The organism is Phaeobacter porticola (genome assembly GCF_001888185.1).
Classification (GTDB): domain Bacteria; phylum Pseudomonadota; class Alphaproteobacteria; order Rhodobacterales; family Rhodobacteraceae; genus Phaeobacter; species Phaeobacter porticola.
Genome location: NZ_CP016364.1, coordinates 268237 through 282385, shown reverse-complemented (window position 1 = coordinate 282385; position 14149 = coordinate 268237). Strand labels below are relative to the sequence as shown.

The 14149-nt window shown below is 56.1% G+C and carries 16 protein-coding genes; 1 reads left to right on the top strand and 15 read right to left on the bottom strand.

Annotated elements, in window-relative coordinates; all coding sequences use genetic code 11:
* Window positions 1–276: 276 nt before the first annotated feature.
* Window positions 277–1209 carry an IS5 family transposase gene (locus PhaeoP97_RS01280; protein WP_083570294.1) on the bottom strand — a complete coding sequence of 311 codons (933 nt, stop codon included), beginning with the start codon at window positions 1207–1209 and terminating at the stop codon, window positions 277–279.
* 23 nt (window positions 1210–1232) lie between these two features.
* A complete protein-coding gene (locus tag PhaeoP97_RS01270; protein WP_072503534.1) occupies window positions 1233–2246 on the bottom strand; it encodes a hypothetical protein in 1014 nt (337 codons plus the stop codon).
* 603 nt (window positions 2247–2849) lie between these two features.
* Between PhaeoP97_RS01270 and PhaeoP97_RS01265 the strand changes: the two genes are divergently transcribed.
* Entirely contained in the window at window positions 2850–3542 is a 693-nt protein-coding gene (locus PhaeoP97_RS01265; protein WP_072503533.1) for an SOS response-associated peptidase, read from the top strand.
* Between the two features lie 123 nt (window positions 3543–3665).
* Here the strand turns inward: PhaeoP97_RS01265 and PhaeoP97_RS01260 are convergent, their stop codons facing one another.
* From PhaeoP97_RS01260 to PhaeoP97_RS01200, 13 genes are all read right to left on the bottom strand, one after another.
* Window positions 3666–3896 (bottom strand): hypothetical protein, encoded by a 231-nt coding sequence (locus PhaeoP97_RS01260; RefSeq protein WP_157891222.1) that lies wholly within the window; start codon window positions 3894–3896, stop codon window positions 3666–3668.
* 335 nt (window positions 3897–4231) lie between these two features.
* A complete protein-coding gene (locus PhaeoP97_RS01255) occupies window positions 4232–8032 on the bottom strand; it encodes an SIR2 family protein (RefSeq protein WP_072503531.1) in 3801 nt (1266 codons plus the stop codon).
* 305 nt (window positions 8033–8337) lie between these two features.
* Window positions 8338–9567, bottom strand: coding sequence for a phospholipase D family protein (locus tag PhaeoP97_RS01250; protein WP_072503530.1), 1230 nt, complete (start codon window positions 9565–9567; stop codon window positions 8338–8340).
* Window positions 9568–9917: 350 nt separating this feature from the next.
* On the bottom strand, window positions 9918–10133 hold the full coding sequence (gene lysC, locus PhaeoP97_RS20880) for an Rz1-like lysis system protein LysC (RefSeq protein ID WP_072503529.1): 216 nt from the start codon (window positions 10131–10133) through the stop codon (window positions 9918–9920).
* Entirely contained in the window at window positions 10114–10416 is a 303-nt protein-coding gene (locus PhaeoP97_RS01240; protein ID WP_072503528.1) for a hypothetical protein, read from the bottom strand. Before PhaeoP97_RS01240 ends, lysC begins: the two co-directional genes overlap by 20 nt.
* Window positions 10413–11078: a peptidoglycan-binding domain-containing protein gene (locus tag PhaeoP97_RS01235; protein ID WP_072503527.1), complete on the bottom strand. Its 666-nt coding sequence runs from the start codon at window positions 11076–11078 to the stop codon at window positions 10413–10415. Before PhaeoP97_RS01235 ends, PhaeoP97_RS01240 begins: the two co-directional genes overlap by 4 nt.
* Window positions 11075–11308: a hypothetical protein gene (locus PhaeoP97_RS01230; protein ID WP_024099686.1), complete on the bottom strand. Its 234-nt coding sequence runs from the start codon at window positions 11306–11308 to the stop codon at window positions 11075–11077. Before PhaeoP97_RS01230 ends, PhaeoP97_RS01235 begins: the two co-directional genes overlap by 4 nt.
* Entirely contained in the window at window positions 11301–11486 is a 186-nt protein-coding gene (locus tag PhaeoP97_RS01225) for a hypothetical protein (protein WP_072503526.1), read from the bottom strand. The genes PhaeoP97_RS01230 and PhaeoP97_RS01225 overlap by 8 nt, the downstream gene beginning before the upstream one ends.
* 4 nt (window positions 11487–11490) lie before the next feature.
* Entirely contained in the window at window positions 11491–11769 is a 279-nt protein-coding gene (locus PhaeoP97_RS01220) for a DUF5658 family protein (protein WP_072503525.1), read from the bottom strand.
* A 158-nt stretch (window positions 11770–11927) separates the two neighbouring features.
* Complete coding sequence (locus PhaeoP97_RS01215) at window positions 11928–12344, bottom strand: hypothetical protein (RefSeq protein ID WP_072503524.1); 417 nt, start codon at window positions 12342–12344, stop codon at window positions 11928–11930.
* A gap of 10 nt (window positions 12345–12354) precedes the next feature.
* Window positions 12355–13491 carry a hypothetical protein gene (locus PhaeoP97_RS01210; RefSeq protein ID WP_072503523.1) on the bottom strand — a complete coding sequence of 379 codons (1137 nt, stop codon included), beginning with the start codon at window positions 13489–13491 and terminating at the stop codon, window positions 12355–12357.
* Between the two features lie 24 nt (window positions 13492–13515).
* Window positions 13516–13824 carry a hypothetical protein gene (locus tag PhaeoP97_RS01205; protein ID WP_024099690.1) on the bottom strand — a complete coding sequence of 103 codons (309 nt, stop codon included), beginning with the start codon at window positions 13822–13824 and terminating at the stop codon, window positions 13516–13518.
* Window positions 13825–13839: 15 nt separating this feature from the next.
* Window positions 13840–14139 (bottom strand): hypothetical protein, encoded by a 300-nt coding sequence (locus PhaeoP97_RS01200; RefSeq protein WP_072503522.1) that lies wholly within the window; start codon window positions 14137–14139, stop codon window positions 13840–13842.
* Window positions 14140–14149 lie beyond the last annotated feature (10 nt).

Genomic DNA, 14149 nt, shown 5'->3' with positions numbered 1-14149 from the left:
AGACCAGTGATGACAAGATTGCCCGACAGAGGGCGGTTAATCCCGCCAGATCTCTTCGACCAAGGCCTTCACCTCAGGGTGATCAGACCAACGGTGAACGTCGATGGGGCGGGAATACCTAGGGTTGCTGATCTCTGCCATGGACAAGGCCTCTTCGGGTAGTATTTGCTCGGAACCAAAGGCGATTATGCTCAGGGATACAACTGCTTATAGGCCTAGATCGACTCTGTTGCGCAAATCGGTTGAGGGCCAAGGTTCCCCTTTCCCCAGACGGACTTATCCCACGGCCTCTGTGACGGGTATGCCAAGCGCGGTGAATCCGTTCATGACCGCAACACGGAGCTGAAGCTCGGCAACCTGACGTCCAGGATCCCGTGCCATCAGTCTTTGTCCCAGCAGTTTCATGCAGTGCATCTTGGTTTCGGCACGACTTCGGCGGTGGTATCCACTCCATTTCCGCCAAAGCGCTCGGCCAAGGTATTTCGACGCCCGCAGCGCTTCGTTGCGCGCAATCGCGCCTGCGGTGTCGGGTTTCCAGGGCTTGGCGTTCTTGCGGGGCGGGACGACGGCATTGGCACCTCGGTTGGCGATGGCATCGTGGCACTTGCGCGTATCGTAGGCGCCATCTGCCGTGACACTGCCGATCTCCTGCTCGGGCGGGATCTGATTAAGCAGTTCCGGCAGCATGGGCGCATCACCAATGTCGCTACTGGTGAACTCGACTGCCCGGATTTCCAGTGTCTTTTCGTCGATACCGAGGTGAACCTTGCGCCACACGCGGCGTTTCGAGCCACCGTGCTTGCGCGCATTCCACTCGCCTTCGCCCTCTACCTTTATCCCAGTGCTATCGATCAGCAGGTGTAGCGGCCCCTCAGAACCACGATACGGGATGTTCACGGCGAGAGACTTCTGGCGGCGTGAAAGCGTGCTAAAATCCGGTACCGACCAGTCCAATCCACTCAATCGCAGGAGACTTTCCACGAAGCCGGTCGTCTGCCTGAGCGCCATGCGGAACAGCACCTTCATCGTCAGGCAGGTCTTGATCGCGGCGTCGCTATAGATGGGCTGTCGGCCTCTCTTGCCGGTCGGCCGGGCCTCCCACGTCATCTCGGGATCGAACCAGATCGTCAGCGAGCCACGACGCTTCAGCGCTTCGTTATAGGCCCGCCAGTTCTTGATCTTGTAGGTCGGGGATGTTGGTCTGCTCATGCCCTCTAGCTATCACGCTGGATTCATGAGATGAATCCCTCACCCGATTTGCGCAACAGAGCCGAAGAAATATCATAAGGATCATGCGCCATTTTATTCCCTGCCTGAGCGTAGAGCATCGCGACATGGAGGCCCTTGAAGTCCACCTCTATAGTCGGCTGGTCATCAATAAAGATTTTGGAGCGCCAATCGTCGTTGACCTGTTGCCACCAACCGCCGTAGAAACGGCCATTCATTGACCAGTCTTTGCGGCTGAAAACACGGCGCAATCGGGCGTGATCTGGGTGGATGCGCACGGGGAGAGAGCTATCCACCGCGTCCTCTCGGGGAATAAGTGGTTCTTGTAGTGTCGCAATATCGATGAATGAAGAGGCCAGCAGATCATTGTACGACTTCAACTCGCCCCGCATGGCATTGGTGTTTGGGGTGTCGGTGTATTCAACTTCTTTTCCGACCTTCCCGGCCATCTTTTCATCCCGCAGGATTATGACTTCCTGACCTTCGAAGCGCTGCACGTCCTTACGTTGGAACTTGGCTTCCCTGAACATGTCTTGAAGCCCCTCAGACGCCCTGATGCGTGTAGTTCTGTTGCCCTTGGCTCCCGGACCGGCATAGCTGCCCTTGGCCAGGTCAACCAACCCAGCAATGCTCAATGCTTCCGTGATAGGGATCAGCTTCTTGGACAGGTGGAGGGCATTGTACCGGGAATTGGCCTTCCACTCGTTCGGAGACATAGACATCCCGATACTCAATTCGGGATCCTCCAGCCAAGCCGCATAGAGGTCGAGGATCAGCACTCGCAGCTGGTTCTTGAAGGAAGTCTTCGGCTGCGGCCCCGGCCTCTTCGCCCCCTGTTTCCCAGTAATCTGCCAAGGAAGGTAATCCCGCCAGATCTCTTCGACCAAGGCCTTCACCTCAGGGTGATCAGACCAACGGTGAACGTCGATGGGGCGGGAACACCTAGGATTGCTGATCTCTGCCATGGACAAGGCCTCTTCGGGTAGTATTTGCTCGGAACCAAAGGCGATTATGCTCATGGATACAACTGCTTATAGGCCTAGATCCCATAAAGGGACCTTCTATCAGGTATCCCTCCTAGGATCTCCACCTTCCTCTTCTTCTTTCTCCTTATCCAATACTTATACCTATTATAGAGGGATAACCCCTTCCCACAGGGTATCCTCCCCACGAGGGAGGCTTTTCTAGTGATGTCGTTCAGAAAGGGAGCAGATAGCGTCAAGGAGGCCCTGAAAGCCCGAAATAGGCCAGTTCTGCACAGGGGCATTCCTAGGGGCATTTTGCCTGTCTAGTGGCACCACATCATCTTAAAATTTTCTGTGAAAGGCCGATGGCTGGGGTGGTAGGATTAAAACAAAATCAGGTAAGTGTTTCAATCCAACAACTTAGCAACAAAGACTTGCACACATGTTGCGGGATTTGTTGCGGGATTGAATTCCGCGTCACGATTGTGGCTGTCCGATCGACCGCCACAGCACGTTGGAACGCCGCTTTCAACACTTCCGAAGATTCTTGGCGATGGAGAAAACGAGGCAGATCAATCATGAATTACGGATACCCCAAGATACAAGTGTTGCCTTATAGTGTTGCGCTGGACCCATTTGGTAAGAGGTAGATCAACCATGTGCGGAAGATTGGGCAGGCCAGATCTTACGTGGCGACAGCTGTACGAGCTGGAGCGCCGTTTTCTCGGACCACCTATACCCGTGCGCGATCCGAATGCGGTTGAGCTGTCAGCGAGTTGGAACGTAAAGCCCACCCAACTGGTAGACATCGCCTATCTGGACGAAGACCAGCTGTTCAGTACGACAGCCCGTTGGTGGTTCGTGCCAAGCTGGCATCGGGGCGATGTAAGGGACTGGAAGCGCACCACCTTCAATGCGAAGATCGAGACAGCAGCCAGCCTGCCAAGTTTCCGCAATGCTTGGAAGTCACAGCGCTGCATCATTCCGGCGGCAGGCTACTATGAATGGACAGGACCGAAGGGCTATAAACAACCCTGGTGGATCACGACCGATAGCAACGCCCCTGCCCTGTTCTTCGCCGGGCTCTATTCGCGCCTGAGTGACAATCTGCACACATGCACTATTCTGACGCGATCAGCGTTGCCGCAGATCAGCGAGATACACGCACGTTCACCGGTGATCCTAGCCGATGATCAGATCATACCTTGGCTCTCAGGAAACCTAGAGAGCGGCGAAGAACAAGACCTAGGGACCTCTTGGAACGGACGCATGAGGGCGCAGAAGGTTGCCCCCTTTGGACGCGACGACGATGGGCCGGATCTGATCGAGCCATTCGGAACGCTGTTCTAGCAGGCGTCCGGTTTCAGCCAAGACCGGTGCCCTAGCTGTGGCGCGCCACGATCTGCTGCAGAGGGTCTGGAAGATGTTCTCCGCACGGATACGGTTCGATAGAGGTCTAGAATTGGAGCGGCGTTAGTCTTCGTTGGCCAACACGCGCAATACTACCTTTCGCACTTTCTCTCTGGCCTCTTCCATAGTGTCGACCCGACCGTGCTCTGCTGGATGGACCCATGTCGCCCACGTCCAAGACTTGGCATCATTATATGGAAAGGCATCCAGACTTATCCGCCCCACCGAACGGCCGTTCCAGACAATCACCCAATCATCCTCTCTGACTTCGCCGCCGATTACCGTTTTTCGCATGGTCCACATGACTCGAACAAATAAGGAACATTTGGAGTGCGTCAAGCTGCGAGAGAAGCGAAACGGCCTGCGGTAGACATCTGACGTTCGCGCGTGGTTCAGCATGACGTAGTTTGGTCTCAAAGCTGCCTTGCGGGGGTGCTACTGCTGACGCACGGCAAATTCGCCCTATGGCACCCGAACCCGGATGGCGCCAGTCAGCCCAAAGCGGACCCCATCAGCCAACCGTTTCAAGTGGCTAGAACCCACAGGTCGGCGGGATTCCGGACATTCGCTGCAGTTGCAGCTGCACTTTCCCAACCCCCACGAAGCGGACATTGAGACATCGGCTCTACCTACATCCTCTCAACCAAATCCATTAGTCTCAGGTAACGATGATCCGCCCTTAGATCGGGTGCTGCTTCGCTGACCAACATTAGGATTTTCGGTAAATCGTATGGAGTTCGGTTCAGAACCTTTGGTATCACAGAATCGAGAAGATCAAGAGTTTCCACTGGGAACTGCATGGTGATTGGTTCGTCTTCGCCAACTTCGCGAGTAAATCGGTAGAACGGATGGCGGTCATTTTCGACCGGTACCAAGTAACGCTTAACGGAGGCGTACACCACTGGAAAACTGGTTCCAGTATCGTCAAGCATGCTGATCCACGACTCGACCGACGAAGCAGTGCGGTAGATGTGTTCTCGCGGCCATACTTCATTCAAGAAGGGTGCTACTAGTGTCTCCCAACCGTCGTCGTTCCCTTGGCCAACTTGTCCCAACCACCAAATAAACTGATTGCGTGTGTCATCGGACATCTCTCGCAACACGCGTCGCATTTCTTGCTTTGTCAGCCCGTCGTCTTCATCACGCTTGAAGATGTACATCCACCCCAACCATTGGGCTATGACCATTGCCAGATCGCGATCCCATGTCTGGTTCTCAACCCATGGCACGGCTTGCAACAGAAGTGGCTTAATAAGGACTGCCAGAGGTGGCCACGGAACTCGATTGCTACACAGGAACCCATTCCAAGCTGGTTCAGCAGCAGTATGATCGAAAGCCAACATGGGTATGAGGCGATGTTCAACCCACTCTGGATCAACGAACATCAACCAGTTCAGCTTGCTGAAAGTGATAGAAACAGCGTGGTCAGAGCCCTCGCCCGGCGATGCAAACAAGCGTTCAATACGGCTCTTGATGTAGTCTGGTATCAGTAAATTTTGTTCCTGCTTTTCACTAGGTACGGCATGGAACAAGGCCTCTGCACACATTCCAAGAGGTCCGTTAATCGCATGTTCGTATGTGCGACGTGACTGGGGAATAACCTCACCGTCTCGACTTACTTCTCCAATCCCGCTTTCGGTCGCGTTGTCACCACCCCCGACAACACCGTCCACGACATTATCAAACACGGCCCAAGCAAGTTCGTCATTGAACTCGATCAGCTTTGTGATGTTCTGTTCGAGCCACCGACACACAGTGTGCCTCAATTCCACGATCACAGCAGGAGGAAGGCGGCTCAGGCGGTGCAAAAACACCCGTTGCAGCCTCGGTTCGACATCATCAGGAAGCTCTTTGATCATGGCTGACCAAAACACCTGTGGGTAATCGTTCTCTTTGGCTGCTACCGACAGAGCCGACAGAGCTTTGCGTGGATTTGCCTTTACCAGACCTGTGAAGGGGCGCTTCTCTGTGAAGCTCCCAAAGTCACGTTGGAGGTCCTCTTTTGCTCGGGGAATAATTTCGCCTACGGCAAGATCAACCACTACATCAGGTGTCTCATCCGTCCCAACGTACCCGACACGAGACCCCCGTTCTGTGACTGTTGAGGTCGCCCATCCGTCACTCCAGTCCTCAATGCCGTCGATGACAGCAGCAAGACGTTCACCTTGGTCACCGACAAGTTCACATCCCTGCATTTCCAAATAGCGCGCATATCTTGCGACAATCTCGTCACGCCTGCTCGGATACACTTCATCCGACCAGTAGCTTTCTTGGTCAGGTCCGCTGAGAAGCCGTTCACCCAGTTGATAGCGAAGTGGTTCTGGAAACGCGGACCACCTGTCAACCAGCAAGAAGACAAGTTCTCTTGCTACATCGGAGTTCCAGAAAGTTTCCTGGCGAAGTGCAAGGATACGCTCTCCAACTTCTTCAGGCCCGAACAAGTCTTCTTTTGACAGAGCGTAGAGGATCAGTTTTTTGAAGAAGAATTGGTCTTCAATTGGCCACGTCAGGAAATGCCCAAGTGCAATGTCGGGTGCGGTCTGCACCAGTCGTTCAAACAGTTCAACGAAGAATTTCATCGCGTCGGCAGCTTTGTTGTGCCGATCTTTTCCATCTACCTCACGATCAGGGTAACAGGTTGGCGTGACAAAATAGGTCTTACCAATATCTGATAGCATCCCTGAGGTGGCCTTCATCGCGTCTTCGAGCAGGCCAAACACCTGCGGAAGCACTTCGTCAGGTATGGTCAGATCATCTTTGTGGCGTTCTAAGAAGTTCACTTCGAATTGTCCGAGATGACCAAGTTCTAAGTCTGGCCAATCCACTGAAGGAGGCCGCGCACCTGCTAAACTATGCGGTGGTTTGATGTCCAACTTGGGTGCAGCAACACGTCCAAACTCACGAAGAACGCTTGGGGACCAGCCTTCATTCGCGACCCTTCTCTTCAGGTCAAACCAGTCGCCATCCCATTCGCGGTTCCGAGGGTCCTTGTGGTGGTCAATGATCAAGCTCCAAATCTGCCGAGCTCGGTCATCAAGTTCCTCGTTCTGGCCCAGACGCCATTCGATATGGTTCAGCAAACGCGGATGCAGACCATTCTGTTTAATCGCCCACCAAGCAATAACAGGGCTGGATAGATGTTTCCCGACCCACCTCAACAAATACAATAGACGTGGTGGGACGCTAGTGTGGCCGTCTGGTGCTTTGCCACCAAGTCGATGTGCATCGGTCGGGTTTTCATCGCCATGTCGCCACGAAAAAAGGTCCTCGTTAAAGATTCCACGGCGGTAGTCATCATCGGTTAGGTTGTGAAGGTCATCGTCCAATCCGTATCCGACATTCGGCTCAAAGACCTCGGCATCATCGCCATAGCCGCTGGCCCGCTTCGCTGACCGAATGAATCCGCTGAATACGCATACCCATTCTGGATGTGTTGGATGCTGAGCATCACCCAAGAGTTTTGCACCAGGTACGGAGCGTACCACATGGGCAACCTGACCACGTTGGTATGGTAACAGTGACTTTGGGTCCTGCTCTGTTGTCGCAATCACCACCCTTCGCCATTCCCTAGGATCATCTGCACGATCTGCCCAGGCTTCCATAGTCTGCCAAAGGTCAGGATGATCGCTGTAAGCAATTGCCGTGACGCCGCGATCACGCCACTTGGCCTCGATGTCTTCAGGTGCACCTTTGTCGAATGCATAGATCCGTGTGCGATCAAACTGCCCGTCATGGTTCAAACCTTGGAGCAGATATTTGATCGGTGGGTCTTCAGCTTGATAGCCGACCAGTACCACAGTGTAATGTTCCAGCAGGTTGCGTATGAAATTCGTAGCCCAAGCCTCGGAAAGGTATGCGCGACCAAAATCAGCACTGCTTAGGACATACGGGAGCTGGTTGGCGTCTTCGTTGGCAAGCCGTCCATGGAGGTAAGTGATACCTTCGACCGAACGTCCAAATGTCAGATCAGGGAAGGCGGGAGGTGCAAACGTTGGCAGATCACCATCCATTTCGAACAACAGATCAAAGTTCGTCGTAACGATCTGAGGTATGCCGTTTGGACTGGTGGAGATGCGTTTGACCACGCTGTGGTGATGACCAACTTGACCGCTTCCAGCCGAAGCTTGAAGACGCTCAGTCACAAGGGCATTCACCTCATCACGTCCATATTCCAAATGTAGCAGGTTGAAGATGTGATCCAACGGCGTGTTTGTACCAGTCGGATCATCAATCCAAGGTTGGAACGCCCGCATGATTTCTGAGTCTTCAGGTGGGTCAAAGAAATCGATCACATGTTGGGTGAGGCCGATGAAGCTCGGCATCCCAGATGGCAGTGAAACCCCAGCACCACAAAGGAAGACGACTCGGCCAGCATCACTGCGCTCAAGCAGAACATCAGGGATGATCGGACCGTTTGCGTGAAATCTCATTGGTTACTGACCCGCATTCGTTTCATCCAACTACTCGCTACTAGATTGAGTGATTTGCTTATTGCAGGCGCTGACTGTCAAGTCGATCACTGCCCCCGCATTCACGGATTTTTAATTCTAGTGGCGCTGCGAATGGCCGGTTCGGCGTTGCTGCGCGGCAGCGAATACGAACTCGACAAATGTCCGGTACGGGCCGATCGGGTTAACAAGTGCGCCCGATCACCCCGACTTTGCAAAGGTCACTATCTGCGCTTTGCCACCGCTACTGAAGGTGTCCGATTATGCCATGGGAGAACGGCAGTCGATTAGTCCTCGTCATCGCCTCCATCGTCATCGGGCCGATCCTCATGCCAATAAACGTAGTTAAATAGTGCATCGAGTTCGGTGAAATCGCGAAGCCCGAGCGCCTTGCACACGGCGTCCGCGTGATCGCAATAAAGCTGATACTTGTCGGGGCTCACGCTTCCCTTCGATGGGTGAAGCGGAAATTCATCGTAGCCAGCAAGACGCAGGCCCGCGACCGCATTCTGATTCATTACCGCAAAACGTGTGTTGTCCAGCGTGTGCAAAATCTCGGTAAGGAGATTGATCCCAGCACCTTTGATGTTTGCAAACGCCGCGTGGAGAGTGGCGAACGCATCACGCGGCGACAAATCAGCGTGATCGATGATTGATGCCACCGCGCGGACAAAATCCTCACGCTTGTCAGTAATGCGCGTCTTTGCGCGGTCGAGGCCGCCCGAATGGAATGACCCGATTAGATGCTCATATTCGGTCAAGAATCCATGCGCTGTTTTCCCCTTCCACGCCGCGATGGAACGAAGCTGTGTCGGCGCAACCGCAAGATTGTCCCGTCTGACTTTCATCTGAGCATTGAACGGCGATGATGCGTCACCTTCCTGCATCATTCGCAGGAAGCCGGCTAGGACATCGAGTGACGCTTCGCCGGAATCAACAGCGCGCGTGGCGCGACGCCTTGCAAAACGCGCCCACGCAGCGTTGATCGCATGATCCTTTGCATAACCATCAATCAACGGCTTCGTCGCCAGCACAATCTCATAATTGTCGATCAAGTCATCGAAATGCCCGGTGATCTTTTCCATCATCGCGCCGCTCTCATCGTCGATCAGAACCGACGCTTCATAATTTTGAAGCAGTCCGCCTTGCGTGAAGTTCGACGATCCGACAGCGACCTTGCATCCATCGCCGGACTCGAATGCATAAATTTTCGGATGAAACGAACTCTGGGAGTTACTGAGGTATAATTCGAGGTTGTGCTTCTTGCTCAACCGGAAGAGGGCACGAAGTAGCGCAGGATCAGTGTGATAAAAATCCAAGCCGACCGCGAGCCGCGCCGCCATACCTTTAGACAACGCCTTTTTCAGTGGCGCTTTCATTTCCTTCCAGCCCGACATTTTTGCGAATGCGACCATGCATTCGAAACGCCGCGCATTCTTGAACAGCGCTCCGATCTCCGTTCGGTGGTCCGTGCTGTCGTCATTGAGCAGAAGTTGGATTGATTGCGTGTGCGCCATGCTTCCCCCGTGAATTCAGGGGAAGATTTAATGTCTTGGCGCAAAAAAAGAAAGAAGGCCGTGGCAATAGCCACGGTCCGTTATCCACCTGTCACTGGCGAGCCTTTCAACCAAGGCACCAGCGACCAGGGGCGAGGCGCGACACGTGACCGGCATGTCCGCACTGTGTGAATTCACGGGGTTCAGAAGCTTGCTGTCGCAGCGAACGGCAGAAACATCGGGCTGCGACGCAGCACAACAGCTCAGCTGGTTGCGTAAAACGGCCGAGTTTGCAAAGGGCGCTTGCTGCGCTTCGCAGCTACAGCTTCAGATACACAAAAAGCCCCGCCACTTGGCGGGGCTTTCTTCAATCAGTGCGGCCCCGTCAGCTCCGCGATTGCTTCCAACTTCCCCGCGTTGCACCGGGCCGCGAAACGCCAGCCCAGGGCCAGCTCCGCAAAGCCGCCCTCGGTGCGCTGCCCCTTCACCGGCTCAGCGCAAGGTGTGGTCAGCTCCCCCGGTATGGGGCGCTCTACATAAAACGGCTCAGGATCTGGCAGCAGCCAGCTACAGCCGGTCAAAGGCATCGCCAAGAAAATCAGACAATGGCGCATCGTATCCCTCCCGTTCCCGCAGGCTGCGCAGATCCGCATCATGCGTGCGGCGATCCTCCTGCATCCGTTTGATATGAGCGTTCAGAACATCAGCTGTTTGCCGTGCGTCATCGGCCTGCCGCTCCGCCACCCGTAGGCGGCGTGTGGCTGCGTCCAGATCTTCGCGCAGGTGCCCATTGCGCCAGACCAGGTATGAGGACACGCCCGCAAGCATAAGCGCCAGACAGAGCGCCCCGATCGCGACCCACCGCATCATGCGGCAGCTCGCACGTCAGGCAGGCACTCGCGGATCATGTCGCGCAGGCGCTCACCAACCACCAAGGGATCGCCGGGGGTAGACATTCCGGGTAACCAAGTGATGTCCCATTTCCAGCGCTGGCGCACGCCGAATATCGGCTGAATCTCAGCATGGGTCGGCATGCCGTAGACATTGATCGGAATCCAATACTGGACGCTGTATTCTGCAGACCACCGGCAGAACGCATCAAGCTGGCGCGGCGTGATCGGCGCTGACCCACGATCAAACGGGCGCTCGTTTGCCCCCGCCATGGCGTCCATTCCGTGCCCGATCGCACCGGTGTTGAACATGCGGGTGTGGGATGCCGCACGACCGACAGCATAGGTTGCCTGCGCTACTGGTGGAAACACGCCCTGCACCCGCTGCCCATTGTGCGTGACCAGCGAGTTATAGGCGCGGCGCTCCATGTCGATGACGCCCTCGGCTCCGCCGGTCCAGTGCATATGCACCCGGTGCAATCCGCTCTTGTGGAACAGATCAGTGATGGTGCTGCCGTTGTGCGCCTCAAGAGCGGCCCGACTGGCCGCTGAGGTGCGTGGCCCCCTGCGTCCGTCTATCGGCCCAGGGTGAAAGCCCAGAGCGGCGCAGCGGGCCTGAATATCACGGGTGGTGAGTTTCATGGGTCTTTGTCCTCCTGTGGAACTCTCGCGGCGGCGCGAACCAGCTGCATCAGCAACCGGCCAACCGCGTTTGCCTCAACCCCAAGCGCCAAGAGGCCGGGAACCAGATAGGCCCAAAGCGGCGGATCTTTGGCCATGATGTTGAAAGCGAAATCTGCGATGAAAAGAGCGATGATCGAGACAATCGAAACCGCCCGTATCCAATTGAATTTGTGGTGCAACTCAGCCATGGCCGCTCCACCGAATAAGCACCCAGACCAGCAGGAAGATTGCGCTACCTGCGAGACTGCTGGGGGCCATGGCCACCGCCAGAACCATCGGGACGGAAGCGTGATAGAGATCTTGCCGAATGCGAGGGTTCTTCAGAAACCGGGGCAGCGCCTGTTTTGCGAAACGATGAACAGACAAGGGTTCATCCTTTCTGCATCAAGCGGTGATTGTGCAGCGCAACTGCGCCCGTCATGACCGCAACCGCCCAAATGGGAAGCGTCGCGCCCTCAGACCACAGCCAGTAGACCAGGGCTGAGGCGACCAGCGCTTTGACCGTCAGGCCACCATTGACGCCCAGACGGTCGAACAGAACCCGCATGAAAGGATTGGCCTCTCGCTTACCGGGCTGGGCAAGCGCGCGTTTGGTGGTGATGACATCGCCCAATTGGGCCAGGACGAACACGATGATTGCAATCGTCATTGCAGCTATCCTTCATTGATTTGTGAGGGGGTGTGCCGTGCAGGCAGATGCCGCGCGCCGGTTGGCGCGCAGCAGTTTTGGCGCGGGTCCAAGAGGGCCAGCGCGTGCGGTGTCAGATTTTCAGGAAAAGTGGGGCGGCGTTAGAACAACGCCCGGTATCATGCTAGGATTTCAGGAACGCGATTGGCGTTGATCAACCCTTCACTGACGAAATAGCCTAGGCTGGCAGTGACGTCTTCTGCGTCAAGATCCACGTTTTCGATTAGATCCAGCATGGCAAGCCAGTCCTCAACCACCGGATCGGTCTTACCTGCGGTGCGAATGCCGACGCGCTCAGCAGTCGTGAGGCGCTGAAAGAACACCAGTTTCGGCAGGACGCGCGGTGCGACCGGCACAACCGGATCAGGGGCGGCGGTTTGAGGCCATGCGAATGACTGGCCGTCCTGTGTCGTCATCCCCTCTTTCACGCTGCTGATCACCTCGGTGTAGCCACCATGCAGGGAGGGGTGAATGACGCCTTCCAAGTGGTCAAGCACCTGAACAACTGTGCCATTGGCGATTTTTGCATAGGACATGAGAGCCTCCTTAGTGAATGAGTGCGAATTGCAGGATGATCAGGCCGTCGCCGCCCCAACCGTAGCCCTGTGCCGAGCCATAGTTGTATCCGGTTGCACCACCGCCACCAGCGTTGCCGCCGTGGCCTGGAATGCAGTATTGAGCGCCGCCACCACCGCCGCCCAACAAACCACCGTTGCCCGCCAAAATCTGGGCGTCAGCAGCACCGTTGCCAAATGCCGCAGCGCTGCCACCGCCACCGCCTGGACCGCCGTTGCCCGCGTTTGTGCTGGCGCGGGATGTCGAATAATCGCAGGCGGCAGATCCACCACCGCCGCCACCGCCAAAGAGGATCTGGTTAGGTTCAAGAATTGCAGTGCCCTGACCGTTGCCCGCCCGAGTGGTAGCCTGTGACGCATTGCTATAGGCAACGGCTGCCGCGCCAACGCCGCCAGCGCCCAGCAATCCACTGCCGCCGTTGCCGCCATGCGAATACCCGGTGGCGGCGGGGGTGCCTGAACAGCCGGGGCCAGCGGTGCCAGATCCGCCAGCCGAGCAATAGTTGCTGTCCGGCTCTGCGCCGTCATAGCTGATAGATGCTCCAGATCCACCGCCATGATTAATGCCGTCGCCGCCCTTATGGCCGTTGCCAAGCCCACCGGGGGCAGGCGCAGCGCCACCCCCTCCACCGCCGCCGATGGAATTACCCAAAACGCCAGCACCGCCAGAGCCGCCGCGCCGGTTGATATCACCACCAACGCCCATACCACCCGCAGAGAATGCGGCAAGGCCGAGATTATCCGCGTCATTGAAGCCCGAATTGCCGCCGGTTGCGGAAAGCAATGCCCCGAAGGACGATGTGCCGCCGACGCCCGTATATGTCTGGGCACCGAGGCCGATAGTCAGCGAAACAGCCGCGCCAATCGTCAGAGCGGACAGCGGGATCTCGGACAAGGCAAGACCACCAGCTGCGCCGCCATATCCATTACCAGCGCCGCCGCCGGTTCCGCCAGCACCGCCAGCCCCATACACATGCGCGCGGATTGGCACGTCAGGATCAATGTTTTCAGGCACGATCCAGTCGAATACACCGGCCTTGTTGAAGATCGCGATTTCGTTAAAGCGACCAGTGCGGGCGCTTTGCGCCCCTGTGATAATACGTCCCAATGTTCGTTCTCCTAAGATTTTGGGTTACGCCAGAGCCTCAAGGCCCCAGGCGAATGCGTTGATAGCCGCTGTATCGCTGAAGGCGGACACGGCCATATTTTCGGGCAGGATCACGCCGCTACGCTCCAACAGCGCCCCTTTGTCCAAGGTCGCCATGTCGAAGATATCGGCGTCGGTCGGCGCGACATTTGCCGCGTGGATGTAGAATTTGACGAGGGCGCGATCTTGCGAGGTGTTCACAGCCGAGACGTTCAAGTTCAGCAGCTTGCCTGCCGGGGCCGCGATGATTTCGGGGGTGTTGACCCCATCAAGAGTGGTTTTTGCAAATGGCATAGGGATTTCCTTCCTTTACTGAGAGGCCACAAACAGGCTGAAAAACTGGGTGGATTTGAGAGCGGTATTTTGGAACTCCAAAGCCGCTTGGCGGACGTCGTCTTTCACAGCGACGATTGCGGCAATGGCCTCGGCCTGCGCTTGCGAAAGCTGCACCTTGGCCTCTGCACCTGCCGCCATGACTTCGGCGATGGTGACCCGGCCACCGATGCGGTCCAGAGCCGTTGCCAGCATTGCAAGATCCTCTGGACCGGCACCGTTTGCCGCCGCTTCGATCTTTTGGTTGAGGGCCTGTGCGACCAGTTCAAGTGACATTTCAGGTCTC